At 58.2% G+C, this 26,646-nt stretch carries 27 protein-coding genes; 15 read left to right on the top strand and 12 right to left on the bottom strand.

What is annotated here, in order from left to right:
• Window positions 1–136: 136 nt before the first annotated feature.
• A complete protein-coding gene (locus D8779_RS12880; RefSeq protein ID WP_136664881.1) occupies window positions 137–616 on the bottom strand; it encodes a hypothetical protein in 480 nt (159 codons plus the stop codon).
• 236 nt (window positions 617–852) lie between these two features.
• Complete coding sequence (locus tag D8779_RS12875; protein WP_136664880.1) at window positions 853–1,707, bottom strand: sulfurtransferase; 855 nt, start codon at window positions 1,705–1,707, stop codon at window positions 853–855.
• 165 nt (window positions 1,708–1,872) lie between these two features.
• Between D8779_RS12875 and D8779_RS12870 the strand changes: the two genes are divergently transcribed.
• A complete protein-coding gene (locus D8779_RS12870; protein WP_136664879.1) occupies window positions 1,873–2,556 on the top strand; it encodes a spermidine synthase in 684 nt (227 codons plus the stop codon).
• Between the two features lie 69 nt (window positions 2,557–2,625).
• Here D8779_RS12870 and D8779_RS12865 read toward each other — a convergent pair whose 3' ends face one another.
• Window positions 2,626–3,687, bottom strand: coding sequence for an SMP-30/gluconolactonase/LRE family protein (locus D8779_RS12865; RefSeq protein ID WP_136664878.1), 1,062 nt, complete (start codon window positions 3,685–3,687; stop codon window positions 2,626–2,628).
• A 136-nt stretch (window positions 3,688–3,823) separates the two neighbouring features.
• Here D8779_RS12865 and rnd point away from each other — a divergent pair, with 136 nt between their 5' ends.
• From rnd to D8779_RS12840, 5 genes are all read left to right on the top strand, one after another.
• Window positions 3,824–4,957 carry a ribonuclease D gene (rnd, locus tag D8779_RS12860; RefSeq protein WP_136664877.1) on the top strand — a complete coding sequence of 378 codons (1,134 nt, stop codon included), beginning with the start codon at window positions 3,824–3,826 and terminating at the stop codon, window positions 4,955–4,957.
• Window positions 4,954–5,247, top strand: coding sequence for a YcgL domain-containing protein (locus D8779_RS12855; protein ID WP_136664876.1), 294 nt, complete (start codon window positions 4,954–4,956; stop codon window positions 5,245–5,247). Before rnd ends, D8779_RS12855 begins: the two co-directional genes overlap by 4 nt.
• A gap of 29 nt (window positions 5,248–5,276) precedes the next feature.
• The gene (locus tag D8779_RS12850) at window positions 5,277–6,209 is read left to right on the top strand and encodes a D-2-hydroxyacid dehydrogenase (protein ID WP_136665159.1); all 933 of its coding nucleotides are present in this window, start codon (window positions 5,277–5,279) and stop codon (window positions 6,207–6,209) included.
• 91 nt (window positions 6,210–6,300) lie between these two features.
• Window positions 6,301–6,750 (top strand): YcgN family cysteine cluster protein, encoded by a 450-nt coding sequence (locus tag D8779_RS12845; protein WP_136664875.1) that lies wholly within the window; start codon window positions 6,301–6,303, stop codon window positions 6,748–6,750.
• A gap of 64 nt (window positions 6,751–6,814) precedes the next feature.
• Window positions 6,815–8,044 (top strand): hypothetical protein, encoded by a 1,230-nt coding sequence (locus D8779_RS12840; RefSeq protein WP_205895818.1) that lies wholly within the window; start codon window positions 6,815–6,817, stop codon window positions 8,042–8,044.
• Between the two features lie 15 nt (window positions 8,045–8,059).
• On the opposite strand, the gene D8779_RS12835 is transcribed toward D8779_RS12840, so the two are convergent.
• Window positions 8,060–8,530 (bottom strand): RNA methyltransferase, encoded by a 471-nt coding sequence (locus tag D8779_RS12835; protein WP_136664874.1) that lies wholly within the window; start codon window positions 8,528–8,530, stop codon window positions 8,060–8,062.
• Window positions 8,531–8,605: 75 nt separating this feature from the next.
• Window positions 8,606–8,980, bottom strand: coding sequence for a YajD family HNH nuclease (locus D8779_RS12830; RefSeq protein WP_136664873.1), 375 nt, complete (start codon window positions 8,978–8,980; stop codon window positions 8,606–8,608).
• Window positions 8,981–9,105: 125 nt separating this feature from the next.
• On the opposite strand from D8779_RS12830, the gene D8779_RS12825 reads away from it, so the two are divergent.
• The gene (locus tag D8779_RS12825) at window positions 9,106–9,405 is read left to right on the top strand and encodes a hypothetical protein (protein ID WP_136664872.1); all 300 of its coding nucleotides are present in this window, start codon (window positions 9,106–9,108) and stop codon (window positions 9,403–9,405) included.
• Between the two features lie 11 nt (window positions 9,406–9,416).
• Here the strand turns inward: D8779_RS12825 and D8779_RS12820 are convergent, their stop codons facing one another.
• The 3 genes from D8779_RS12820 to D8779_RS12810 all read right to left on the bottom strand — a co-directional run bounded on the left by D8779_RS12820 (window position 9,417) and on the right by D8779_RS12810 (window position 13,865).
• Window positions 9,417–9,890, bottom strand: a complete 474-nt coding sequence (locus tag D8779_RS12820) for a cyclic nucleotide-binding domain-containing protein (protein WP_136664871.1) — start codon at window positions 9,888–9,890, stop codon at window positions 9,417–9,419.
• A 100-nt stretch (window positions 9,891–9,990) separates the two neighbouring features.
• Window positions 9,991–11,616, bottom strand: coding sequence for a methyl-accepting chemotaxis protein (locus D8779_RS12815; RefSeq protein ID WP_136664870.1), 1,626 nt, complete (start codon window positions 11,614–11,616; stop codon window positions 9,991–9,993).
• Between the two features lie 218 nt (window positions 11,617–11,834).
• On the bottom strand, window positions 11,835–13,865 hold the full coding sequence (locus tag D8779_RS12810; RefSeq protein WP_136664869.1) for a S9 family peptidase: 2,031 nt from the start codon (window positions 13,863–13,865) through the stop codon (window positions 11,835–11,837).
• Between the two features lie 297 nt (window positions 13,866–14,162).
• Between D8779_RS12810 and D8779_RS12805 the strand changes: the two genes are divergently transcribed.
• From D8779_RS12805 to D8779_RS12785, 5 genes are all read left to right on the top strand, one after another.
• The gene (locus D8779_RS12805; RefSeq protein ID WP_136664868.1) at window positions 14,163–14,636 is read left to right on the top strand and encodes an MFS transporter; all 474 of its coding nucleotides are present in this window, start codon (window positions 14,163–14,165) and stop codon (window positions 14,634–14,636) included.
• Between the two features lie 86 nt (window positions 14,637–14,722).
• A complete protein-coding gene (locus D8779_RS12800) occupies window positions 14,723–15,166 on the top strand; it encodes an HIT family protein (RefSeq protein WP_136664867.1) in 444 nt (147 codons plus the stop codon).
• Window positions 15,159–15,935, top strand: coding sequence for a class II glutamine amidotransferase (locus tag D8779_RS12795; RefSeq protein ID WP_136664866.1), 777 nt, complete (start codon window positions 15,159–15,161; stop codon window positions 15,933–15,935). The genes D8779_RS12800 and D8779_RS12795 overlap by 8 nt, the downstream gene beginning before the upstream one ends.
• A 31-nt stretch (window positions 15,936–15,966) precedes the next feature.
• A complete protein-coding gene (locus D8779_RS12790) occupies window positions 15,967–16,491 on the top strand; it encodes a DUF2937 family protein (RefSeq protein WP_136664865.1) in 525 nt (174 codons plus the stop codon).
• A gap of 103 nt (window positions 16,492–16,594) precedes the next feature.
• Window positions 16,595–17,614, top strand: a complete 1,020-nt coding sequence (locus tag D8779_RS12785) for a DUF2167 domain-containing protein (RefSeq protein WP_136664864.1) — start codon at window positions 16,595–16,597, stop codon at window positions 17,612–17,614.
• Between the two features lie 57 nt (window positions 17,615–17,671).
• Here the strand turns inward: D8779_RS12785 and D8779_RS12780 are convergent, their stop codons facing one another.
• From D8779_RS12780 to D8779_RS12765, 4 genes are all read right to left on the bottom strand, one after another.
• A complete protein-coding gene (locus D8779_RS12780) occupies window positions 17,672–18,850 on the bottom strand; it encodes a vWA domain-containing protein (RefSeq protein WP_136664863.1) in 1,179 nt (392 codons plus the stop codon).
• A 132-nt stretch (window positions 18,851–18,982) separates the two neighbouring features.
• Window positions 18,983–19,453 (bottom strand): hypothetical protein, encoded by a 471-nt coding sequence (locus D8779_RS12775; RefSeq protein ID WP_136664862.1) that lies wholly within the window; start codon window positions 19,451–19,453, stop codon window positions 18,983–18,985.
• A gap of 67 nt (window positions 19,454–19,520) precedes the next feature.
• Window positions 19,521–20,366, bottom strand: a complete 846-nt coding sequence (locus D8779_RS12770) for an AAA family ATPase (protein ID WP_136664861.1) — start codon at window positions 20,364–20,366, stop codon at window positions 19,521–19,523.
• Window positions 20,367–20,504: 138 nt separating this feature from the next.
• Complete coding sequence (locus tag D8779_RS12765) at window positions 20,505–21,569, bottom strand: DUF748 domain-containing protein (protein ID WP_136664860.1); 1,065 nt, start codon at window positions 21,567–21,569, stop codon at window positions 20,505–20,507.
• A gap of 123 nt (window positions 21,570–21,692) precedes the next feature.
• Here D8779_RS12765 and cysK point away from each other — a divergent pair, with 123 nt between their 5' ends.
• The 3 genes from cysK to D8779_RS12750 all read left to right on the top strand — a co-directional run bounded on the left by cysK (window position 21,693) and on the right by D8779_RS12750 (window position 26,528).
• Window positions 21,693–22,667, top strand: coding sequence for a cysteine synthase A (cysK, locus tag D8779_RS12760; RefSeq protein ID WP_136664859.1), 975 nt, complete (start codon window positions 21,693–21,695; stop codon window positions 22,665–22,667).
• A 298-nt stretch (window positions 22,668–22,965) separates the two neighbouring features.
• Window positions 22,966–25,116, top strand: a complete 2,151-nt coding sequence (locus D8779_RS12755; RefSeq protein WP_136664858.1) for a type I secretion system permease/ATPase — start codon at window positions 22,966–22,968, stop codon at window positions 25,114–25,116.
• Complete coding sequence (locus D8779_RS12750; RefSeq protein WP_136664857.1) at window positions 25,113–26,528, top strand: HlyD family type I secretion periplasmic adaptor subunit; 1,416 nt, start codon at window positions 25,113–25,115, stop codon at window positions 26,526–26,528. Before D8779_RS12755 ends, D8779_RS12750 begins: the two co-directional genes overlap by 4 nt.
• Window positions 26,529–26,646: the final 118 nt, after the last annotated feature.

The following is a 26,646-nucleotide window of genomic DNA, read 5'->3' as shown; positions in this document are numbered from 1 at the left end:
GCGGAAATTAACAACTTTCCATGACCCTTGCTAGTCCTCAAGGTTCCCGAGATAGAGCGGTTTATGCGTTTAATTGCAGCGATGTTCTGCTAACTGGCTTGAGATTGTCGGACGATGTGACGCGACTGTCACCGCTTTACGCCACTTGGCTGAGGCTGCCGACGCAGCGTTGCCAGGCGGCGATAAAGTCCTTCGTTCGGCCGTGGGGCCTGAACACGCGGCGCCACACCTGTGCCATGCCAAGCAGGTCATCGGCGGCCGGTAATTCGCGGTGTTCGGTTTCAATCAGCATCCAGGCAATCGCTGTGGCATAGCGCAGGTTGACGGTCAGTTCGACATGCGGCGCAGCGAGAAAGGCATGCTGGCTGGCGAGGCCGCGCACTTGGCTGGCGAGGTCCGGATTAAGCGCCAGGTGCTGATCCCAGAGCTGCTGATGACGCTGTGCAGCAATGCGGTAAAGGCCGTGCCCGTGTTTGTCATCGAGGGCCGAGCCGAGCCCGGATTGGCTGGCAGCGGCTCCGAGCAACAAGGCTTCTGCGGCGTCGGAATGGCGGCCCAGGTAGAGCAGGGTAGGGCGGATGACGTACTGGCTTAACTCGCAGGCGGCGATTCCCATAAAGCCCTCGGCAGCAGGTGACCGATGGGGCCGGGGCGCTGGCAGCTGTGACTTATTCTGATAAAGGCCCCACCGGAAGCGGGGTTAGCCGCTTATGTTGAAGTGTAGTGCGACCTTTGTACTGTAAAGGACTGTTTTTAAATTGTTTTCGGCTTTCGGTTATTGTCTATATTCCAGTTAGTACTTAACCATGGCCGGCTGGCGATACCCGCACGGCCAGCCAGCATGAGCTGAAATCAGTCGCCCGTGGCCACAGGCCGGGCTGGGTCAGTGATCCACTCGCTCCAGGAACCGGCATACAACGGCGCCAACGGGTAGCCGGCCAGGCAAAGGGCGAACAGGTTATGGCAGGCGGTTACGCCTGAGCCGCAGTAAGCGACCAGCTCATTGGCCGGGCGCTCACCGAGTTGCGCGGCAAAGCGCTGACGCAACTGCTGGGGGCTGAGGAAGTGACCGTCGCTGTCCAGGTTGTCGGTGAACGCTGCGCATTGCGCGCCGGGAATATGTCCGGCCACCGGGTCGATCGGCTCCACTTCACCCTTGAAGCGTGGCAGGCCGCGGGCATCCAGCAGGGTTAGCTGGCTATCACCCAAGCGCTGTTGCAGCTGCGCCGCGCTGACCAGCAGGCTGGCATCGGCACTGCCGGTAAAGGTGCCGGGCGCCACGGTTGGTAGGTCGTGGGTCAACGCCCCGCTGGCTTCACGCCAGGCCTTGAGGCCACCGTCGAGTAGGTAAACGTTATCGCGCTTGCCCAGCCAAGCCAGTAACCACCACGCGCGGGCGGCAAAAGCGCCGGGACCGTCGTCATACAACACCACGTCACTGTCACTTTCCAGGCCCCACTCACGCAGGCGCTGCAACAGCAATGCGGGAGCGGGTAACGGATGACGGCCGCTAACACCCTTAATGATGGGGCCGGAAAGGTCGCGTTCCAGGTCGGCAAACTGTGCGCCGGGAATGTGCCCTTCGCTATAGCTGCGCTCGCCGTAGGTCGGGTCATCCAGGGCGAAGCGGCAATCGAGCAGAAGCAGGTTGGATTGCGCGAGGCGCTGCTGCAGTTGCGCGGCGCTGATCAATTGAGCGATGGGCATGCCGGTCATCCTGTGGGCAAAGAGACAGCGGGCATCATAAACCCTGTGCCGCGGCTGACGGAAAGTGCCGGCGCATAGATTTTTCTGCCGACAGGACGCTGCATCTTTGCGCGTTTGTGTGCATGCTGCCTGCCCGTTTTTCCAAGACTCAGGCTGCTGCGACCCATGAAGCGTTTTGTACTGCTCGATACTGCTCCGATTCCCGATGGCTCGGGCGCATTGTGCCTGTTCGAGTACGGCGAGGATTTCGTCATCAAGATTGCCGGTGGTGACGGTGGTCAGTTGATGAACACGCGTATGCATGGCTCCGAAGATGCCCTGGCGGCTATTCCGTGCAAAAAAGTCGCCGGGCGGCCTGACTCACGGGTGCTGATCGGTGGTTTGGGCATGGGCTTTACCCTGGCGGCTGCGCTGCAAAACCTAGGTAAAACCGCCGAAGTGGAAGTGGCTGAACTGGTGCCAGGGGTGGTGGAGTGGAACCGTGGCCCATTAGGCGCCAAGGCCGGTTACCCCATTCTTGATCCGCGCACGCGGGTAATTCAGGACGATGTGGCCAATTGCTTGAAGAGCGCTGATCAGCGTTATGACGCGATTATGCTCGACGTGGACAACGGCCCTGAAGGTCTGACCCAGAAGCGCAACGGCTGGTTGTATTCGGCTCAGGGCTTGCAGCGCTGCCATCAGGCGTTGCGCAACAAGGGCGTGTTGGCGGTGTGGTCAGCCAGCGCCGACCGGCTGTTCAGCGACAAAATACGTAAGGCCGGCTTCAAGGTTGAGGAAGTGCAGGTGTATGCCCATGGCAACAAGGGCACCCGGCACACCATCTGGATTGCCGAAAAGCTCAGATAGGCGCATGCCAACCATTAAAAAGCCCGCGCAGCTAAGCAGTTGCGCGGGCTTTTTTTGCGAGCGTAGAACCTAGCGGATTTTCAGCTTACCGATTCGATCGTTGTCCAGGCTGCCGAAGTACAGGTAGTCACCCACTGGTTTGACCGAGGTGATCATGCGCAGGTGGGTGCCGCTGGTGTCGTGAAGGCTCTGGGTGATTTCGCCTTGTTCGTTAAGTGCAATGGCAAAACCATAGGGCACGGCCTTGGGCCAAAAAGCGCGCGGCAGCTTGGCCATCTGCGTTTTTAGCCATGGATAACGGTGCAGGAAGTCAGCGTCGGCCTTGCGTGGGCTCGGCAGGGCCACCCAGAAGGTACCGTTGCGGTCGCCCTGCAGGTTGTCTGGCAGCCCTGGCAGGTTGTCGATAAAGATGTCGTGTGTGCCGGCCTTGTCGCCGCTCAGCCAGTAACGGGTGATGCGGTAACGGTAGGTTTCGTTGACCAGTACGAAGTCTTCATTCGCTGACAGCGCTACGCCATTGGCAAAGTACAGGTCTTTGAGCAGCACTTTGGTTTCGCCGCTGCTCGGGTTGTAGCTGAGCAGACGACCCCACGGGCGGGCTTCGAGCAGGTCAAGCAGGTAGTCGGGCTGTTCGAAACGCTGGCTGGCATCGCTGAAGTAAATGGTGCCGTCGCGGGCAATATCCAGGTCATCGGTGAACTTGAACGGCACGCCTTCGGCTTCGGTGGTCAACACCTTGATCTGCCCTTGGGTGTTGATGCTGAGCAGGCCCTTGTAGGCGTCGGCGACGATCAGGTTGCCTGCGGCGTCAAAGTCCATGCCCAGCGGGCGGCCTTTAGTGTCGACAAAGGTTTCCATGCTGCCGTCGCTCTTGATCCGCACGATCTTGCCGTCATGCAAGCCGCTGTATACCTGGCCTTGGGCGTCCACAGCGGTATCTTCCGGGCCGTGCACCTGGCCGCGGCCGAGCAATTGGGCTTTCATCAACGTGTCATTGGGCTCCAGCACGCCGGTCATCGGTGCAATAGCCGGCGCTTGCCAAGCCAGCGGGTCGATGGGGCTGGGGGTGACCGCCAGGTAAATCGCGACAGCCGCGACTAGGGCCAGGAGCAGGCCAAGCAGTTTCTTCATTGTTGTTATTCCCTGTGATAAAGGTGGTCAGATGCAGGCGCGCAGAATAACGCTTCTGCGCCATGTCGCGCATCGCGAATGCCCGGCTATGGAGTGTGGCGTATATACTGCGCGGCATTCTTCAGGGGAGAGCCGTGTGGCGATTGATATTCAGTGGATTGGCGATGACGCCAGCCTAGCGCAGCATTGTGCAACCTGGCGCAACCTGCCGTTTGTGGCGGTCGATACCGAATTTATGCGGGTCGACACCTTCTACCCAATTGCCGGTCTGCTGCAGGTCAGCGAAGGCGAACGGGCCTATCTCATCGATCCGCTGCTGATCAGTAACTGGGCGCCCTTTACCGACTTGCTGCAAGACCCAGCAGTGGTCAAGGTGCTGCATGCCTGCAGCGAAGATTTGGAAGTTTTTCTGCGTCTCACCGGCAGCCTGCCCGCGCCATTGTTCGACACACAGCTGGCGGCGGGTTACCTCAATCTCGGCTTTTCCATGGGCTATTCGCGCTTGGTACAGGCTGTGCTGAATATCGAATTGCCCAAGGGCGAGACTCGCTCTGATTGGTTGCAGCGGCCGTTGTCGGCTACCCAAGTCAGCTATGCAGCCGAAGACGTGCTGCACCTGGCTGAGGTGTATGCGCAGTTAAAGGCGCAGCTGTCGGACGATAAATATGCCTGGGTGCTGGAGGACGGCGCTGAACTGGTGACTAACCTCTGCCGCGAAGTCGACCCCGAGCTGGTTTACCGTGATGCTAAGTTGGCCTGGAAGCTCTCACGCCAGCAATTGGCCGTGCTCAAGGCGCTGTGTACCTGGCGCGAAGATCAGGCGCGTAAACGTAACCAGCCGCGTAACCGGATTATCCGCGAGCATTCACTGTGGCCGTTGGCCCGCACTCAGCCGGATAACCTGGTGGCGTTAGCGCGTATCGAAGACATGCACCCGAAAACCGTGCGCCAGGACGGCGAGTTTATTCTGCAACTGATCAAGCAAGCGGCGGCCAGCCCAGCCGAAAGCTGGCCGCAAACGCTGCCTGAGCCCTTGCCGCTGGAAGCGTCGGCGCTGCTGAAAACGCTGCGTGGCATTGGCCAGCGCGAAGGTGAACGCTTGAACATCGTGCCGGAACTGATGCTGCGCAAGAAAACCCTCGAAGCCTTGCTGAAAACCGGCTACCCCAAAGGGCCTTACCAGCTGCCGGAGTCGCTGCGCGGCTGGCGGCGTGAATTGATGGGCCAGGCCTTGCTTGATTGCCTGGCTGATACTGGAGAGTCCGCGTGAAACGTATTTGTTCGATCTATAAAAGCCCGCGCAAGAACGAAATGTACCTGTATGTGCTGCGCAGTGATGCGCTCAAGCGCGTGCCGGAAAACCTGCTGGTAGCTTTTGGTACGCCGACCCTGGCCTTTGAAATGGTGCTGACCCCAGAGCGTGTTCTGGCGCGTGAGGACATTCACAAGGTGCTGGCCAACCTCGATGAGCAGGGCTATCACCTGCAAATGCCGCCACCGGAAGATGAGTACATCGAGCACCTGCCCGATGAATTACTGCGCCGTAACGACCCGATGTAAACGCCATGCCCGCCACTGCGAAGGTCCCGCTGCGTGTTTTGATTGCTGAAGCCGAGCACGCGTTGTACGCCCACTTGCTGCGCGAACAGGCTCCCGAGCTTGAACTGTGTGGCGGCGATCAGCCTACCGAGTTGGCGGCGCTGGCGGCGGGCTGTTCTGTCTGGTTAGGTCAGCCAGATCTGCTTGCACCGCTACTGCGTCAAGGCCTCAAGCCTGGGTGGCTGCAATCAACCTGGGCCGGAATCACTCCGTTATTGGCCCCTGAGCTACCCAGGGATTACCCGCTGACTCGCGCCGTGGGTATCTTCGGTCAAGTGATGGCCGAATATGTGCTGTGCCATTTGCTGGCCCATGAGCGGCAACTGTTCGCCGCGCTGGCCGCTCAGGTCGAGCAGCGCTGGGACAACCGCCGGCCGCATAGTTTGGCTGGGCGCAACGTGTTGATCGTCGGCACCGGTGATATCGGCCTGAGCCTGGCGCGATTTCTGGCGCCCTTCGGCGTCAAGTTGGTGGGCATTGCCAGCAGCCGGCGCCAGCAGCCGCCGTTTAGTCAGGTGTTTGGGCTGGAGACTTTGCCGAGCCTGGCAGCCGAGGCCGACTACCTGATCAACCTGTTGCCGGACACTGTGCTGACTCGCGACCTCTTTGATGCGCCGTTGTTCGCGGTGTGCAAACCCAGCGCGCTATTTATCAATGCTGGGCGCGGCGTGGCGGTGGTTGATGCCGATCTGGTCGCAGCGCTGGAACAGGGCCACTTGGCCGGTGCGGTGATCGATGTCTGTCGCCAGGAGCCGCTGCTTGCCGGGCATCCGTTCTGGAATGCACCGCGTCTGCTGCTCACCGGGCATAGCTCGGCACCGACCGATCCGCGCCTGCTGGTACAGCTGTTTATCGACAACCTGACGCGCTGGCGTGCCGGTGCTGAGCTGCGTGGTTGGGTGGAATTCTCTCGCGGTTATTGAGCCGCGCCTAACCATTCGCCTTGCGGTCCTTGGCCGCTGCAGGCCTAGCGGCTAGACTGCCGGCCTTTTCACACCGCACCGTACCCTCGCCATGGCCGCTAAAGTCGAACCCTTCTGGAAACGTAAAACCCTCGAGCAGTTGGATCAGGACGAGTGGGAATCACTCTGCGATGGCTGCGGTTTGTGCTGCCTGCAGAAACTTGAGGATGAGGACGATGGCAGCGTTTATTACACGCGCATCGCCTGCAAACTGCTGGACCTGCAAACCTGTCGCTGCACTGACTACAGCAACCGGCGCAAATTTGTCGCCGACTGCATCCAGCTCACCCCGGCCCAGGCGGACCAGTTCCAATGGCTGCCGCCGACCTGTGCCTATCGGCTGGTCAGTGAGGGCAAGGATTTGCTGCTTTGGCATCACTTGGTCTGTGGCGACCCTGAGCAGGTGCATAAACAACGTATTTCCCAGGCTGGGCGCATGCTCAGTGAAGACAGCGTGGCCGAAGATGACTGGGAAGACCATATGATCTTCCGCGCGGGTTGAACCTTGTTCGGTAATGCCAGCCTAAAATCGCCTGAGTCACTCATTTGCACTGTGGAGCGTTGCCATGCTGATTCGCCGTCTGTTGCTGTCCGCTGTTCTGCTCGGTTTGAGCACGCCGCTGTGGGCAAAGAATGTCGACCTGGATTATCGCGTGCGATTCCTGCCAGACACCGAACAGGCGGAAGTTAGCCTGACCCTGGAAGAAGGTGATGCGGTCATCAGTCTGGCCTTCAACCTAGGCGACGATGAAATGTACAGCGACTTCAAGACGGATGATGGCGAATGGACGCAGAACAGCTCAGAGCTTGGCACCTGGACGCCTGCTAAAGGCAAGTCGACCTTGAGCTATCGTGTGCTAATTAACCACGAACGCAGCGATGGTCGCTTCGATGCGCGGATCACTGAAGACTGGGCGCTGCTGCGTGGTGACGACCTGGTGCCGCCCGTAAAGTTACGGCAGAAAGATAAAGTTAAACTGGTTTCACGCCTGAAGTTCGATTTGCCAAAAGGCTGGAAAAGCGTTGAAACGGGCTGGCCACGTGTGGCTAAGAACACCTTCCGTATCGATAACCCACAGCGTAAATTTGATCGGCCGACCGGCTGGATAGTCGCCGGCAAGATCGGCACGCGCCGCGCCAAACTGGGTGAAACAGATGTGGCCGTAGCCGCGCCAGTGGGCGAGGGCATGCGCCGTATGGACGTGATGACCCTGCTGACGTTTGTTTGGCCGCATGCTCAGGAAGTGTTCCCGCGCGATCCGGACAAGCTTCTTATCGTTGGTGCCGGTAACCCAATGTGGCGTGGCGGTTTGTCGGCAGCCAACTCCTACTATATGCACAGCGATCGTCCGTTGGTCAGTGAAAACGGCACCAGTTCCCTGGTGCATGAGCTGGTGCATGTGTTCAGCCGCATTCGCGCCCGCGATCGCAGCGACTGGATCACTGAAGGCCTGGCCGAGTATTACGCCATCGAGCTGATGCGCCGCGCCGGCGGCCTCAGCGAAGAGCGTTATCAGAAGATTCGCGAGCAGCTGATCGGTTGGAGTAAGCCGGTGAAAAGCCTGCGCACCAATAACTCATCAGGTCCGGTTACCGCGCGTGCCGTATTGTTGTTGCAGGAGCTGGACCGAGAAATTCGTCAGGCCACCAAAGGCACTACCCAGCCGCGCTCATTGGATGACGTGACCCGTGGCCTGATGCGTCTCGACAAAGCCAGCACCAAAGACTTTATCGAGATCAGCGAGAACGTCATGGGCAGCGCCTCCGAGGTGCTGGACAACAAGCTGTTGCGTTGACCTTGGTGCCGCCGCCTACTTGAGTCCTGGCCCGGACTTGGTGTTGATGCCCTTGGCCATGCGGTCGTAGAGCACCACATTGACCGTGGCTGCCAGGTTCATGCAGCCCTGGGTGGGGATGTAGATCACGTCCTCACACCAGTCCAGCACTTCCTTACTCAGTGAGCCGTCTTCGGGGCCAAAGATATACATGGCACGGTCCGGGTGGGTGTATTGCGGCAGGGGGCGTGCGCCCTCAACCAGCTCCACGGCCACCGGCGTGCAGCCCAGAGGAATGATCTGTTGCAGGTCTTCCACACCAATCAGTGGAATATCCATATAGATGCGCTGGGTGTCAGTGATGAAGTCGCGGGCGCGGGCGTAGCGCTTGCCACTGTAAAACACCGACGCGGCGCTGTAACAGCCTGCCGCACGCATGACAGAACCGACGTTCGCCGGGGATTTTGGGTTGAATAACCCGATGCAGCTGTATCGTTTGTTTGCCACGTATCCGGCCTTTTCTTTGCCTTACGGCAACCAAGATTAAAAGCCGGGGATTATACGGGGCGGGCAGGCTGGGGCCTATTCTTTGCTTTTCAGCCGTGCAGCAAGGTCTGCGAAGGGGTTGTGCGTAGCTTGAGCCGTCTTAGGTGTGCTGAGCGAGCCTTCGCTGAAGTATTGCTGGTCGGTGTAGCGCGAATGCTCGTTGTCATGGCAGAACAGGCACAGCAGCTCCCAGTTGGAGCCGTCCTGCGGATTGTTGTCATGGTTGTGATCGCGATGGTGCACGGTCAGCTCACTCAGGCGTTTACCGGAGAACTCTCGGGTGCAACGGCCGCAGACGTGCGGGTACATCTTCAATGCCTTGTCACGGTAGCCTTCTTCACGCGAGCGCTGGTTGTCCGCGAGGATACGGTCAAGCTTGCTGGTGGCGGAGGGGGATTTATCGCTGCTCATCTTGGGTCTCATGGGGTTGGCCTATGCTGTCAGTCTAGCCTTGCAGGCGGTCAGTGAGAACCGCCATTGCGGCACTTAACTGCGCAGCTGATGCCCAAGTGAGTAACTGAATTGGAGATGCCCCCATGCGCCTGACGATCCTGTTACTTGTGCTGAGCGCAGTATTCAGCACTGCGTTACTTGCCCAACAGCCACCGAAAATGCCAGCTGCGACGCCCACACCAGGGGCGCCAGGCACCGCGACACCACAACCCTATGCGCCGGTTGCCCCCCAGCACTTGCCCAGCACGACCATCAGCAATCCGCCGTTACTCAAACAGGCTCCACTGCCTCAGTCCAGCAAGCCGCGCAGCGATCAGGATGTACGGTTGCTGCAAGAGCAGCGCGAACGCAATGCGCAGCCGTTGAAGCAGTCGGGCGAGTGAGTTAACGACAGCTAAAGTTGCTGCTCGACCAATTGCCCATCGGCCATACGTAAGCGCCGCGACATAGCGATAGCTATGGCGCGAATCACCTTGGCGGCAGTTTTGGGCGCATCGCTGAGCATCTTGTCCAGTGAGTCCTTGGCCAGTATCAACACGCTGCAATCGCTGACGGCAATGCAGCTAGCCGAGCGGCGCTCGCCATCGAGTACCGCCATTTCGCCAAAGGCACGACCTTTGCGCAGTTTGGCCAACTCGACGGTTTCGCCAGCAGAGTTGATCTTACGCACCGAAACGGCCCCCGCATGAATGATGCACATAAAGGTGCCTGCATCGCCTTCGAGGCAGATGTTCTGGTCTGGAGTGTATGTGCTGACATTGAAATACCCCGCCGCGCTGAGCAGCTCATTGGGTGTCAGGCTATCGAGCAGGCCGCAATCGAGCAGCATGTCGCGTATGTCATCAATCAACTGGGAGGGAGCGGGCATGGACGGCAGCCTGAGTGAACGTAGGGCGAGGTCAGTCATATAGGTTGACCTTAGTCGCCCACTATTAGGCTTGCTAGTGCCGCTGGCAAGCCTGAGCGTTCTAGAAGCTGAAGCGTCGCATCACGCCCTGCAAGCGCCCCGACATGGCCTGCAGCGACTGGATGGCCTGCACAATGCCGCCTTGTGCGGCGGAGTTCTCTTCGACGATTTGCGCCACGCGCTCCACGCTCATGGCCACCTGCTCACTGGCGGCCCGCTGCTCTTGCAGCGAAAGCGAAATCCCGCTGACGGCTTGCAGTGATTCATTCAGCGCCAGGCGAATCTCCGTCATCGAACTGCCCGCCTGATCAACCAGCTGGGTGCCAATGCTGACCCGTTCACAGCCCGCTGCCATGCTGCTTTTCGCCTTGTTCATGCCGCTGTGAATAGCCTCTACCAGGGCGATAATTTCAGTGGTGGAGTGGGCCGTGCGCCCGGCCAGGCTGCGCACTTCATCGGCCACCACAGCAAAGCCACGGCCTTGCTCGCCGGCGCGTGCGGCCTCGATGGCGGCGTTGAGGGCGAGCAGGTTGGTTTGCTCGGCGATGCCACGAATCACATCGACAATCGCGCTGATATTGCGCGATTGCGCGGCCAGGGTTTCCACATCCTGCGAGCTCTCGGCCACCAGCTCGGCGATCTTGTGCATTTCTGTGGTGGCGCGGGCCATGACCTGAATGCCTACATCGGTCATGTCGCCGGCTTTCTTCGCCATGTCGTAGGTTTGTTGGGCGTTATCGGCGATGTGGTTGATGCTCACCGCCAGTTGCTCGACGGTGGCGGCCATGGCGGAAGCCGTGTCGCTCTGTACGTTGGCGCTGGTCAGCACCTGTTCGGAAGAGGCGGCCAGTTGCAGGGTGGCGCATTCGATCTGCTCGGAGGCTTCGCCAATATTACCGATCATGTCTTGCAGGCCGCGGCGCATGCTTTGCACGGATTTCATCACGCCGGTCATTACCTGGTTACCCAGGCTTTTACCGCCGCCCAGGCGGCCCTCGGCAATGCGTGCGCTGATTTCTTCCAGCTCGCCAGGCTCGGCCCCCAATTGCTGGCTCATCAGACGAATGAAATAGAACACCTGCACCAGGCCAATCATCAGGGCAATTAACAACACGCTGATGCTCAGGTTGAGATTGCTGGCATAAGCGGCTTCACCCAGTTGGTACTGGCGCTTGGCTTCGAGCAACTGCACGTCAATAAGCTCAGCAAATTTCTCTGACAGTGGGTCGATCAATGGGTAGAGCCGCTGGCTGGCAAAGGCTTCGATGTCAGCTTTATCGCCACGGTTGAGTAGGCTTTGCAGCTCATCCAGTGGTTGCTGGGCTTGTTGCATAAGCGGGTTGATCTGCTCGATCAGCTGGCTTTCTTCATGGATAAGCTCGGTGGTCAGGTAAGCCTGCCAGGTTTCCTCGATACGCCCTTGGGCCTGCTCGATCAGCTGTTGTGCGGTTTTTTCATCCAGCTCGCCACTACGCGCCTTGTGGGTGGCGTCGACGATGTTGACGGCATACAGGTCGGCAATCAGTTTGAGGTCACGCAGCGGTACTACACGGTCCAGGTAAACCGTTTGCAGCCCTTTAACGGTGGTCTGCAATCCATATAGACCCAGGCCGCCGACACAGAGCAAACCGAGCAGCAGGCAACCGGCAAGTAGGAAAAGGTGAGTTCTGATCTTCCAGTTTTTCATCACAGGCCGTCCATGGTGAGCAGGCAGTTGAATGGGTGAGATGGCAGTACGCCAGCGTGCCATTCAGGCTAGCTGAACTTGCACGTCAGCCAGGTTAAATCTGCATGAGCGGTCAAGTAATTTTCGCGCTAAACGTCCGTTGTTTAGCGCGAATTACTCTGAGTTGCCGTCGCTCTGTTAGCCCGCATACGAGCGGGCGGAAGAACGGCGGTGTGGACTCAAATCAGGCCGAGTACCTTGAGAATAAAGGCGTATTCCAGGGCGGCATCCTTGAGAGCTTGGTAGCGGCCGCTCATGCCGCCGTGGCCGGCGTCCAGCTCGGTTTTCAGCAGCAATAAATTGTTATCGGTTTTCTGCACGCGCAGCTTGGCCACCCACTTGGCTGCTTCCCAGTACTGCACGCGACTGTCGTTGTAGCCGGCCACCGCGAGAATCGCCGGGTAGGCCTGGGCCTGAACGTTTTCGTAGGGCGCGTAGTTTTTAATCCGCTCAAATACCTCGGACTGATTGGGGTCGCCCCATTCGTCGTACTCGGTAATGGTCAGTGGCAGATCGGGGTTCTGCATGGTGTTGAGTACATCGACAAACGGCACCTCAGCAATGGCGGCGGCGAACAGATCAGGACGTTGGTTGAGCACCGCGCCCATCAGCAAGCCGCCCGCGCTACCGCCGCTGATAACTAACTGCTGCGCGCGGGTGTAACCGGTGGCGATCAGGTGTTCAGCGCAGGCGATAAAGTCGCTGAACGAGTTCTGTTTGTGCTCCAGTTTACCGGCGCGGTACCAGGCTTCGCCCAGTTCACCGCCGCCACGTACGTGAGCGATGGCGAAGACAAAGCCGCGCTCAAGCAACGACAGGCGGGCGTGGGAGAACCAAGGGTCGAGGCATTCGCCGTAGGCGCCATAGCCATACAAGTAGAGTGGGGCAGATGTGCCGAGCACCTCGCGTTTAGCCACCAGGCTGATCGGCACCAGGCTGCCATCGGCGGCAGTGGCCCACAGGCGCTGGCTAACATAGCTGTCGGCATCGAACGGCCCGAGCACCGGGGTTTGTTTGAGCACCAACTGCGCGCCCGTGGCCAGCTCCAGCTGACGTACCTGCGCCGGGCGATTGAGCGCCTCATAGCGCAGGCGAATCGCGGGGCTGTCGAACTCCAGACTGTCTTGCACATACAGGCTGTAGGCGGCGTCCGGCAATTGCACACGATAGGTTGTCTGGCCTTGTGGTTGTACTTCGATGATTGGCAGACCGCCCTCACGCAAACTCAGCACCAGCGCCTGTTGATTGAGGCTGAAGCCATCGAGCATCACGTGCGGGTCATGGGCGCGCAGCAGCTGCCAGTGCGGGCGATTCGGTGCCTGTTCAGTGGCACTGAACAGGGCGAAGTTGATGCCATGCTGGTTGCTGCGGATCAGCCAACTCCACTCGCCATTCAGGGTGCCGTGGTCCACGTCATATTCATGGCCTTCTTCGCGTGGGGCCACGCAGCTGAAAGCGGCTTGCGGGGTTGCAGCATCCAGTACCCAGGCTTCGCTGGTGGTCTTGCTGCCCAGGTGCACAATCAACTGACGTTCGGAGCTGCTGCGATAGCAGCTGAGGAAGAAGCGTCCATCCTCCTCGTGGAACACCAGTTCGGCAGCATCTGTGCCGAGGAGGTGGCGATACAGTTTGTGTGGCCTATGAGTGTCGTCCAGCTCGCCGAAGAACAGGGTCTGGCTGTCATTGGCCCAGGTCATGCTGCCGTCGCACTCCTCGAACGGCAGCTCGATCAGGCTGTCGTCGGCCAGCTCTTTGACAAATAGCTGATAGGTTTCCTCGCCGCTGGTGTCCAGGCTATAGGCCAGACGCTGATGGTCGGGGCTGATGCTGAAAGCTCCTAGCGAGATAAAGCCGCCATCGGCCAAGGCATTGGGATCCAGCAGCAGTTGCTCGCTGGCCTCATCGACAGTCAGCGCGCCATCGGCAGGTTTGCGGCAGCGATAATGCCGTGGGTATTCATCGCCAGCAGTGGTGCGCTGGTAATACAGATAAGGGCCCCAGGGCGACGGCAAGCTCAGGTCGGTCTCGCGGATGCGCGCCTTGATCTCCTCAAACAAGGTTTCGCGCAGCGGCAGTTGCTCACTGAGCTGCTGCTCCAGGTAGGCATTTTCCGCCTTGAGGTAATCAAGCACCTCAGCGCTGTCGCGGTTTTCCAGCCAGCGGTACGGGTCGGCAGCGTTATCGACGCGGGCGATGGGGGCGTGAGACATGAAACAACTCCTGTGGATGACGGACGACAGCGGGGACGCCGAAGAACCTGTTCAAAACCTGCTGTGCGTCGGCCCTGCTGCGTTAAAAACAGGCTCGGACTACTCATTTACAACTTGTAAACTCCGCGTCCTCGCCTGTTTTTGCCTTGCATGTCTCTAGCTCGCGAGCTTTTGAACAGGTTCAAAGCAGGCAAAAGCCGTTATCATAAGCGCCACTTCGCCCGTCGGCTGCTGAAATCTGCGCGCTTATGCGCGTGCGTAGCTAACCGGCTCTCAATGCCAGAGACTTTGCGTTTTATGACTGAAAACGACTACCTGCTTGCCTGGGGCGCCTATCTGGTAGCTGCTCTTGGTTGTCTGTTGGTGTGGTTTCGCCTGACCAGCTGGATGTGGCGTTACCTGCGTGAGCCGCTGCGTGTGCTGGTACTGGCGCTCCTGTTCAGCCCGACCATTGTTGACCCAGGCAAAGAACAGTTCGCTCCGGCGATCGCCATCACTACCATGGATCTGCTACTGGGTGTGGGCAACAACGTTTGGCGTGCAGTCGCGGACCTGAGCATGTATGGGTTGATCATGTTTGCCTTGTACCTGCTGTTTGTTGCCGTGCGCTGGCCTGTGGAGCGCTGGTGGCGGGCGCGTTCTGGGCCTGCTCCGATTGCCGATGATGAGCCGACCTTGCGCGAGATGATGGCGCGTGACGAGCAGGATTTTGGCGATACCCGTTACGATGCGCGCGGTGATCGTAGGCTGCGTGTCGAACCCCGTCTGTAACGCAAAACAGCGGCGCCTGACGCCGCTGCCCTTGCACCGCCGCACGCACCCGGTCAGCATGACCCTTATCGACTAAGGAGGGGGTTATGGAGTGTGTGTTCTGTGCTATTGCCGCTGAGCAATTGCCGGCCGAGCGTATTTTTGAGGATGAGCACTTCATCGTCCTGTTGGATATTTTCCCCCTGCGGCCAGCCCATGTGCTGATTGTCAGCCGTGAACATGCGCCGTTCCTCAAAGACCTCTCTGCTGTGGCTGCCGATCAACTGTTGCCGCTGGCGCAACGCATGGCCGCCGCCCTGCGCGCCGCTGGCTATGGTGAGCAGGGCATCAACTTTCTGATTAACGATGGGCCGACCTCCAATCAACATGTGCCGCACCTGCATCTGCACCTGATCCCACGGCGCAGCGGTGATGTCATGCAGTTGCTGTGGCGCGCGCTGACGCGTTTTCTGCCCCTGGCGCGCAACCGGATCGAGGCGCGCTTAGCAATTGAGGCGCAGCAACTGCGTGAGGCCTTGAGCGATGTGTGAATTGCTGGGAATGAGCGCCAATGTGCCGACCGATATCGTTTTCAGTTTTACCGGCCTGATGCAGCGCGGTGGGCGTACCGGCCCGCACCGCGATGGCTGGGGTATTGGCTTTTATGAAGGGCGTGGCCTGCGTGTGTTTCAGGACCCGCGCGCCAGCAGCGAGTCAGAGGTGGCGCAGTTGGTGCAGCGCTACCCGATCAAGAGCGAAGTGGTGATCGGGCATATCCGTCAGGCCAATGTTGGTCGCGTCTGCCTGGCCAATACCCATCCTTTTGTGCGCGAGATGTGGGGGCGCAACTGGTGCTTTGCACATAACGGCCAGCTCGCAGATTTCGCTCCACAGTTGGATAACTACCGGCCCATTGGTGATACCGACAGCGAAGCGGCTTTTTGTGATCTGCTTAATCGTCTGCGCCAGGCCTTTCCTGAACCGGTAGCGGTGGAGCAGTTGTTGCCCACTCTGGTCAGTGCCTGCACCGGCTATCGTCAGCAAGGTGTATTCAACTGCCTGCTCAGCGATGGCGACTGGCTGTTCAGCTTTTGCAGCAGCAAGCTGGCGCATATCACTCGACGCGCGCCGTTTGGCCCGGCGCATTTGAAAGATGCTGACATGCAGGTGGATTTTCAGGCCGAAACCACGCCCAATGACGTGGTCAGTGTTATAGCCACCGAACCACTGACCGAGAACGAGAGCTGGACGCTTTACCAGCCGGGTGAGTGGCGTTTGTGGCGTGGTGGTGAATGTGTGGCGCATGGTGTGAGCGGTTGAATCAGAACATGATTCATGGGGGAGGGGAGTAATGTTTAGAAGTTATCTGCGTTTGGCCTTGTTTGCCTTGGGCTTGCTGGTTGGCGTTCAGGTGCCGGGCTTTATTGATGATTACAGCAAGCGCGTGGACGCCCATCGCATCGAAGCAGAGCTGGGCCTCAAAGGCTTTCGCGAAACGGCTCGACGTTTTTTCAAAGGTGATCTGGTCGCCCTGGTTGGCCATTATCAAGCCAGCGCTGACCCGGTAATGCGCAGTGATGCCCAGAGCCTCGGCAGCTTGGTCGAGCGTTCGGCATTCCTTGAGCGTGAAGCCAAGGCCATGCAAGGCCCTTGGTACGGTCAGGTCTGGCATCTGGCGACAGCGGCAGACCATGAGCTGCTGGAAGAAACCCTCAGCGCTTACCGTTACCAGGTACTGCTGGCCCCCGAAGCCATCGCCTGGGGCATTGCCTGCGCGCTGCTGCTGGCTTGGCTGCTAGAGAGCCTGGTATTGCTGGTCGGCATGCTCTTGGGGGCGGGCCGCAGTCAAAAGGTGCAGCAACGGCATTGGCGCTAGGTTTTGGCGTGAGGTGTTTCAAGAAATTTCATGATGGCGCCGATTTTATTGGCTTGGCGTGCTAGCTTAGCCGGCCAATTAAATAGCGTTTCATGGAGTTTTCATGCTGATCAAGGAACTGATCCTGGCTGCCCTCTTGGCGGCCACCCTACCTGCACAAGCCGCCCAGGCTGTTGATGAGCAGAACACCGCTGCCGACGTCACTGAAGTGCTCACAGAAGACGAAGCCGGCGAAATAAATGCCGAAGAACTGATCGCCAGTCTGAACTTTCAAACCGGCAAAGTGGTGCTCGGTGATCAGTTGGCCACGCTTGATCTGCCTGATTCGTTGGTATTTTTGAAAGGTGAGGATGCCGAGCGGGTACTGGTCGATATCTGGGGTAATCCACCGGATAACGAGCTTCCGTTGGGCATGATCCTGCCAGCAGGCATCTCGCCACTGGCCGAAGAGTCGTGGGCAGTTACCGTTGAGTATGAAGCCAATGGTTATGTATCCGACGAAGACGCCGCTGACATTGATTACCAAGCCATGTTGCAAGACTTGCAGCAGGAAACGCTTGAGAGCAACGCCTGGCGTGCGGAAAACGGTTATGAGCCCGTGCAACTGGTTGGTTGGGCTGCGGCGCCACGTTATGACGCCCAAGGTAAAAAATTACATTGGGCCAAAGAGCTGAAGTTTGGCGAGACCGATGAAGTGCTCAACTACAACATCCGTGTGCTGGGGCGCAAAGGCGTGCTCGTGCTGAACTTTATCGCGGGGATGAACCAACTGGCCGAAATTGAGCAGCAGGTGCCGGTAGTACTGGCCATGACCGAATTCAACCAAGGTCAACGCTATGCAGAATTTGACCCTGATATCGATGAGGTAGCGGCTTACGGTATTGGCGCACTGATTGCGGGCAAGTTGGCCGCCAAGGCAGGGCTGCTGGCAGCAGCACTCTTATTGCTGAAGAAATTATGGATTGTGCCCGTGCTGGTATTTGGCTGGTTGTTCCGTCGCATCAGCAGTGCTCGCAAGGCTAAGGTTCAGAATGCGCCAACGACAAAGCCGGTTGAGCCTGCAGCAGTACCGCCTGCCCAGACAGTACTGGACATGAACAAGACTGATGGCGATAAACCTTAGCGCTTGTATTGCCTAAACAGAAAAGGCCCTTTCGGGCCTTTTCTGTTTTGCGGGGCGTTATTTGGACAAGAATCGCATGCCGTCTTCCAGACCTTGCAGGGTCAGTGGATGCATTTGATCATCCAGCAACTCGCGCATGATGTTGGTCGATGCTGTGTAGTTCCAGGTGTCCTTTGGGTAGGGATTGATCCAGATAAGCTTCTTGTACTTCTCCATAAAACGCTTGATCCAGACGTAGCCCGGCTCCTCGTTCCAATGCTCGACGCTGCCACCGGCCTGGGTGATTTCGTAAGGCGCCATCGCGGCATCACCGACGAAGACCACTTTGTAATCGGCGCCGTACTTGTGCAGCAGATCCTGGGTAGAGAAGCGCTCCGAGGTGCGACGCAGGTTGTTCTTCCACACCGATTCGTACACGCAGTTATGGAAGTAGAAATACTCCATGTGCTTGAACTCGGTCTTGCAGGCGCTGAACAACTCTTCGCAGACCTTAACGTGGGCGTCCATCGAGCCGCCGATGTCGAATAGAATCAGCAGCTTCACCGCGTTGCGCCGTTCGGGGCGCATCTGGATATTCAGCAGACCACCGTCTTTGGCGGTGTGGTCGATGGTGCCGCTGAGGTCAAGTTCGTCCTCGGCGCCTTGGCGAGCGAATTTGCGTAGGCGACGCAGGGCCACCTTGATATTGCGCGTGCCCAGCTCGACCTGATCGTCGAGGTTCTTGTACTCACGTTGGTCCCAGACTTTAACTGCCTTGCCCTGGCGCTTACCTGCATCGCCGACGCGGATACCTTCCGGGTTGAAACCGCCGGAGCCGAATGGGCTGGTGCCGCCGGTGCCGATCCATTTGTTGCCGCCCTCGTGGCGCTCTTTTTGCTCTTCGAGACGTTTCTTGAACTCTTCAATCAGCTTGTCCAGGCCGCCCAAGGACTCGATCTTGGCGCGCTCTTCATCGGTCAGTGAACGCTCGAACTCCTTGCGCAGCCACTCATCGGGGATCAGTGCCTCGATGTGCTGGTTTAGGTTTTCCAGGCCCTTGAAGTAGGCCCCAAACGCGCGGTCGAACTTGTCGAAGTGGCGCTCGTCCTTGACCAATATGGTGCGCGAAAGGAAATAGAACTCGTCCATGTCGGCGAACACTACGTTGTGCTTCAACGCGTTGATCAGGTCGAGCAACTCACGCACCGACACCGGCACCTTGGCGGCGCGCATTTCGTTAAACAGGTTGAGCAACATGGCTGTGCCCTCACAATTGTTAATCGGCTGAGTGCAGCGCTTAACGCTAGGCAACCGATTGAGGTATTCACGGTTAGCGCCGCAAAAGTGGCGCACTGTGTTGGTCGTATCGAAGACCAGCTTGCAGGTGGCTTAATCCGCCTGGCTTTCGGGTAGATCAAGGGCCGCGATAATTTCTTGCAGCAAAGCTTTCTCTTCGACCCGTATACGCTCACTGGCGTGGTAGGGGTATTCCAATACACAGGCAGCCGCGATATCCATGCAGTGGGCAATAATCGTTTGATTATGCTGTTTATCAGCCCGCGCTTGCAGGCGCTCGAAGGCCAGCTCTTTCAGCTCAGCCAGCAAACTTGGATCAGGTCGGTGGGTGAGAAAGAAATCAACAAACCGATTGGCTTCTGCAACCGAAATGACCTCCAGCCCACCTGCATCCCGACTAAGCATGGCCAAGTGCTTAACTGTAAATTCCTGCAGGATGAGGATTTCTTGGTGCTGGTTTTTACCGTCCACCCAAACCATTTCAATGAGCGGAATCAGCTCCAACAGGTAGAGGTAGTTAGCGGGCAGGTTATGCCGTTGCAGAATGTGCTGTGCAGTGATCATAAAAGGCCTAAGGCAGCTTGCCGGCTTAGCGTTACAGGGAAGGGCGATTGAATCGCCCTTCAATAATTTAACGGCCCGCGCGGCGGCTCATAAAGGCCAAACGCTCAAGTAGTTGTACATCCTGCTCGTTCTTCACCAGCGCGCCGGCCAGTGGCGGAATCGCTTTGGTGGGGTCACGCTCGCGCAGCACGGCTTCGCCGATGTTGTCGGCCATCAGCAGCTTGAGCCAGTCAACCAGTTCGCTGGTGGATGGCTTCTTCTTCAGGCCCGGCACTTTGCGTACATCGAAGAACACATCCAGCGCTTCAGCGACCAGGTCTTTCTTGATGTTGGGGTAGTGCACATCGACGATCTTCTGCAAGGTCGCGCGATCCGGGAAGGCGATGTAGTGGAAGAAGCAGCGACGCAGGAAGGCGTCCGGCAGTTCTTTCTCGTTGTTCGAGGTGATGATGATGATCGGGCGTTTGGTAGCTTTGATCGTCTCGTTGGTCTCGTAAACGTAGAACTCCATCTTGTCGAGTTCTTGCAGCAAATCGTTGGGGAACTCGATATCAGCTTTGTCGATTTCATCGATCAGCAGAATCACCCGTTCTTCGGCCTCGAAGGCTTCCCACAGTTTGCCCTTCTTGATGTAGTTGCGCACATCGTGAACTTTGTCGCTGTCCAGCTGCGAGTCACGTAGACGGCTGACCGCATCGTACTCGTACAGACCTTGGTGGGCCTTGGTGGTGGATTTGATGTGCCACGTGATCAAGCGCGCCCCGAAGGACTCCGCCAGTTGTTCGGCCAGCATGGTTTTACCGGTACCTGGCTCACCCTTGACCAGCAGTGGACGCTCCAAGGTAATAGCGGCATTCACCGCGAGCTTGAGGTCGTCGGTGGCGACGTAGGACTGGGTGCCTTCGAACTTCATCGGTAAATCCTCGAACGGTAACGCGCAGGGCCATACCCGCGGGTTCAGTATTTAAAAGCAGACTATAACGCGCAGCCTTGGTGACTGTGAACGTAGACGGGCCATTCAGTCACTGAATGGCGGGTCACTTACGCCTTGTCACGGCTCTTGGCTGTCAAAGCGACTGTTAAAAGCTTGCACAAAGGCGTTGCGCAGAATGGCTTTGAAAGCTTGCCAGCGGCTAACGTCATAGGCGTTGAGGTCGCCGTCGATGTCCACGCGGGTGGCGAACTGGTCTTTACGCTGGTTTTTCAGCAGCCAGCTACCACCGCCAACCAGTGCCTCCCAGGCGCCGGTGAGCAGGTTCTTGTCTTTGGCCGCGACATCCTGTTGCCAGTCGAAGACTTCCATATCGCGCAGCAGCGGCTTGGCATAGCCCTTGAGTTTGCCTTGGCTAGCGTCCAGCTCCATGACGAAGTCACCATGGCCGGCAGCAAAATCGAAGTCGGCATAGGCGCGGGTAAAGCTGTTGAGCTGCTTGAGTTGGATGTCGGTGATGCGCAGGCGCAGGTCGAAGTCATCCAGTTGGCCGAGTGGATCGAAGTTGGCATTGGCTTGCAGAAGCGCTTGTTCGAGTACCTTGGCAGTAGCTTGCAGGTTGGCCGGACGCGGGTTATCGGAGACGTTGACGTTGCTTAGGTTGAGCAAGCGGGCGTCGATATCATTGGCCTGTAAATCTATCGGCGGCTTGGCATTGAAGTTGCGAAAAGCCAGAGTGCCGTCATGAACACGAATTTCGTTGATGTGAATCGGCAACAAGCCTTTGAGTTGGGCACGCCAGTCAACCCCCTCACCGGTTTGCGAGCTGGCGGCGGTACCACCATCGACGAACGTCAGCTGCGGCCGTTCGAAGGCAACTTCGGCAACCACTGAGCGGGTTTCCCATAACGCCCGCCAGCTGACGGATAGGTCGATGACCGGTGCTTCGAGCAGCGGCACCGGCACCTTGCCATTGAACTTGACGATATTCAGGCCGTTAATCTGATAAGCCCCGCGCCACAGCGCCAGGTCGATATCGCTGATATGACCGCGGTAGTCGCCCATATTGGCCAGCCGATCATTCAGGTAGTCGCGCAGCAGCCAGGGCAGGGCGATATGTAGGCCGACCAAGACAATGGCCAGACTCAGTAAGGTCCAGAGAGGGAAACAATAGCGCTTTTTCATATAAGAGCAGACAGATCCTGTCGCAATAGGTTTCCAGTTGGGCTACGCACATGGCTGGACGGCTGCCTTAACGGGCCTTAGGCTTGAGAGCTTACTCGGCAACGCATGAAAAAGGACCCCGCCATGAGCCGTATCTTCGCTGACAACGCACAAGCAATCGGCAATACCCCGCTGGTTCGGATCAATCGCCTGGGCCCGGCTGGCGTGACCATCCTGGCCAAGATTGAAGGTCGCAACCCAGCCTATTCGGTGAAGTGCCGCATCGGCGCCAGCATGGTCTGGGATGCCGAGGAACGCGGTGTACTTAAGCCGGGTATGACTATTGTCGAGCCGACCTCCGGCAACACTGGTATTGGTTTGGCCTTCGTCGCGGCCGCGCGCGGTTACAAGCTGCTGCTGACCATGCCGGCCTCGATGAGCCTGGAGCGGCGTAAAGTGCTCAAGGCATTGGGCGCTGAATTGGTGTTAACCGAGCCGGCCAAAGGCATGAAGGGCGCTATCGACAAGGCAGCAGAAATCGCTGCCTCTGACAGCAACACCTACTTTATGCCGCAGCAATTCAATAACCCGGCCAACCCGGCCATTCACGAGAAAACCACCGGCCCGGAAATCTGGAATGACACGGACGGTGCTATTGATGTGTTGGTGTCTGGCGTCGGCACCGGCGGCACCATCACCGGTATCTCGCGCTATATCAAACAAACCCAGGGCAAAGCGATTCTCTCGGTGGCGGTTGAGCCGATCGGCTCGCCGGTAATCACCCAGACCATCGCTGGTGATGAAGTCAAACCCAACCCACACAAGATTCAGGGTATCGGCGCCGGTTTTGTACCGGGCAACCTCGATTTGGCCATGGTTGATCGGGTCGAGCTGGTCAGCGATGACGACGCCAAGGCGGTGGCTTTGCGTTTAATGCGTGAGGAGGGGATTCTCTGCGGCATCTCCTGCGGTGCGGCCATGGCTGCCGCGCTGCGACTGGCGGCTGAGCCGGGCATGCAGGGCAAAACCATCGTGGTGATCCTGCCAGACTCCGGTGAGCGTTACCTGTCGAGCATGTTGTTTGCCGACATGTTTACTGAGCAGGAACTGCAGCAGTAAACGGCTGCGGCCTCATAAGAAACCGCCTGTTGCAGGCGGTTTTTTTATGTAAATTTACTGGGTAATTCACGTCCCAAGCTTGCATTAGCGAAAGACAGACGCTGGGTGAAAGTAGATGTAGATCAATCACTGATGTGACAAGTAGGAAACCCAATCTAACTACAGATGAGAACGCATTCACAAATGGTGCGGAGGCCTCTACCTCGGTGCTTTCGCGTATTGTAGTGAGGGTTTAGATGCGGTAGATTCTCGTTTCAAACAACCGTTTGCCTAACGGTATCTGTGCCAAGGATTGCTAATGACAGATGAACACCCGGGAATGGGTGCGACTCCCTCCGTGGATAGTGGCCTTGCCTGTCTGGTAATGCTCGCGCGTTTCCACAACGTTGCTGCTTCCCCCGAACAACTCACCCACGAATACGCAGAAGACGGCCGCCTGTTTGGCCGCACTGAGGTGCTCTTGGCGGCCAAGAAGCTGGGCCTCAAAGCCAAGTCTGCACGCAGCTCTCTTTCCCGTCTTAGCCATACACCGCTGCCAGCGATTGCCAGTGACAGTGATGGACGCTTCTTTATCATCGCTCGCCTGGATGATGGCAAGGCACTGATCCATGACCCACAGGCCCAGCGTCCTGAAGTGCTGAGTCTCGAAGAGCTTGAAGCACGTTGGACTGGCGAACTGATTCTGATCCGCTCCGAAGCCTCATTGGCTGGCGATCTGGCGCGCTTCGACTTCAGCTGGTTTATCCCCGCCATTGTTAAGTACCGCAAGCTGCTCGGCGAAGTGCTGCTGGTGTCGTTCGTGCTCAATATTTTCGCACTGCTCACACCGCTGTTCTTCCAGGTGGTGATGGACAAGGTGTTGGTGCACCGCGGCCTGACCACCTTGGACGTGATCGCAATTGGCCTGCTCGGCATCATGATCTTCGAGACCGTGCTCAGTGGCCTACGCAGTTATGTATTCGCGCATACAGCCAGTCGTATCGATGTGGAGTTGGGCTCACGCTTGTTTCGCCATCTGGTGACTTTGCCACTGGCCTATTTTCAGGCGCGGCGGGTGGGTGATTCGGTTGCACGCGTACGCGAACTGGAAAACATCCGCAGCTTCCTCACCGGCAACAGCATCACCCTGATTCTGGATGTGCTGTTCTCCGTGGTGTTTATCGCCGTGATGTTTATGTACAGCGGCTGGCTGACCCTGGTGGTGATTCTCTCGCTGCCGTTGTATTTCATTGTGTCCCTGCTGATCACCCCGGTATTGCGGGCGCGCCTAAACGAGAGTTTTACCCGGGGTGCGGAGAATCAGGCGTTTCTGGTGGAAACCATTAACGGCATCGACACCCTCAAGTCGATGGCAGTGGAGCCGCAGATCAACCGCAAGTGGGACAACCAACTGGCGGGTTATGTGGCCGCCAGCTTCAAGACTCAAACCCTTTCGACCATCGCCAATGAGAGTGTTGGTTTCATCGGTAAGCTGGTGACCGTGACGACCCTGTGGCTGGGCGCCCGTTTGGTGGTTGAGGGTGATCTCAGTGTCGGTCAGTTGATTGCCTTCAATATGCTTGCCGGCCGGGTATCTCAGCCGATCATGCGCCTGGCTCAGCTGTGGACCAACTTCCAGCAGACTGGCGTTTCCGTGCAGCGCTTGGGCGACATCCTTAACACCCGTACCGAGCTATCACAGGACTCGCGCAGCGCTTTGCCGCCACTGCGCGGCGATGTTGAATTTGACCAAGTGCAATTTCGCTATCGCCCCGATGGCTCGGAAGTGCTACGCGGCATCAGCCTGACCATCCAAGCGGGCGAAGTGATTGGCGTGGTCGGCCGTTCCGGCTCCGGCAAAAGCACCCTGACAAGATTGCTGCAGCGCCTCTACACCCCCGAGCGCGGCCGCGTGCTGGTTGACGGCATGGACTTGGCCTTGGCTGATGTCTCCTCACTGCGCCGGCAGATCGGCGTGGTGCTGCAAGACAACATGCTCTTCGCTCGCAGTATTCGCGAGAACATTGCCCTGGTTGACCCGGGCACCCCCATCGAAGCCGTGATGCAGGCGGCCAAGATGGCCGGTGCTCACGAATTTATCCTTGAGCTGCCGGAAGGCTACGACACCGTAGTCGGTGAACACGGTGCTTCACTTTCCGGGGGGCAACGTCAGCGCATCGCCATCGCCCGCGCGCTGATCGGCAACCCGCGCATCCTGATCTTCGACGAAGCCACCAGTGCCTTGGACTACGAGTCCGAACGCATCATCCAGCAGAACATGCAGGCCATCTGCAAAGGCCGTACGGTAATCATCATCGCCCACCGTCTATCTGCCGTACGCGACGCCAACCGCATCTTGGTTATGGATCGCGGTCAGATCGTCGAGCAAGGCAGCCATAGCGAACTGCTGAGCCATCAAGCTGGGCACTACTCGCGCTTACACCGCCTGCAACACGGCGGTGCCGCATGAGTGCCAAACGTGACTTGATGAATCGCTACCGTCAGGCCTGGCGGCACTCCTGGCAAAACCGCAAAGCCATGGACACGCCGGCGCGGCTAAACCACGAAGTGCAATTTCTGCCGGCTGCGTTGGCCTTGCAGGAACAGCCGGTGCATCCAGCACCACGCTATACCCAATGGATCATCATGGCCTTTGCCGCCCTGACCCTGCTGTGGGCCTGTGTGGGCGAAATCGATGTGGTGGCCACCGCCAGTGGCAAGATCGTGCCCAGCGGCAAAAGCAAAGTCATCCAGCCCAGTGAAGTGGCCGTAGTCAAAGCCATTCACGTGTACGACGGGCAGCAAGTCAAAATCGGTGACCTACTGATTGAGCTGGACACCAGTCAGACCGGCGCCGATGTCGAGCGCCTGAACAGCGACCTGCTTGCGGCCCACGTCGACAGCGCCCGCGCCACCGCACTGCTTGAGGCGATTCAAACCAACGCAGCGCCCGCCAGCCTGGCGCAACTGATTCCCCAGGCCAGTGCCGAACAGCAACTGGCCGCACAACGCTGGCTGCAAGGCCAGTACCTGGAGCTGCAAAGCACCCTGGAGCAGAGCGCCGCGGCCATCGAGCAGCGTAGTGCCGAAATGCAGGCGGCGCAGAGTACCGTGGCCTCGCTGCAGCAAAGTTTGCCGATCACCCGCGAACTGGCCGCCGACTACAAGCGTCTGCTCGACAAACAGTTTGTTGCCAAGCATGCCTACCTAGAAAAGCAGCAGATCCTCCTCGACCAGGAGCGCGAACTGGGCACCCAGCAATCCCGCGTGCGCGAACTCAGTGCTGCGAAAAAAGCCGCACAAAGCCAACAGAACAGCGTGATCGCGCAAACCCGTCGCGCCATGCTTGATCTGCAACATGAATCCGAGCAACGCGCCGCTGCACTGACCCAAGAGCTGAAAAAGGCCCAGCAGCGCGACAGCCTAAGGCGTCTCACCGCTCCCGTAGACGGCACCGTGCAGCAACTGGCGATCCATACCAACGGCGGCGTAGTCACTGAAGCCCAACCACTGATGGTCATTGTCCCCAGTGACCAGCCTGTGGAAGTGGAAGCCATGTTAGAGAACAAGGACATCGGCTTTGTGAGGCCAGGTCAAACCGTAGAGATCAAAGTCGAGACATTCAGCTTCACTAAGTACGGCGTAATCGATGGCGTCGTACAAAGCATCTCCAACGACGCCATCGAAGATGAACGCTTGGGGCTGGTGTACAGCGCGCGGATACAGCTAAAGAAGAACACGATTCAGGTGGGCGAGAACCTAATCGCGTTATCACCGGGCATGGCGGTTAGGGCGGAGGTTAAGACGGATAAGCGGAAAATTATTGATTACTTCCTGAGTCCACTAAAACAGCACACCGCTGAAAGTTTAAGCGAGCGCTAAGTGTCGATTCGTAGTCTGGGTTGGTTAGGCTGGATTATAGTGCGGTGAACTGTGTTTGGTTGTAAGTGTTTTTGAGTTGGCGTTCATTTGCTGTTTTGATGAAAGGGTGGGTTATCTG

Origin of the sequence: Pseudomonas leptonychotis, from assembly GCF_004920405.1 — a bacterium.
GTDB classification, from domain to species: Bacteria; Pseudomonadota; Gammaproteobacteria; order Pseudomonadales; family Pseudomonadaceae; genus Aquipseudomonas; species Aquipseudomonas leptonychotis.
This window is presented reverse-complemented; position numbering and strand designations above follow the sequence as displayed.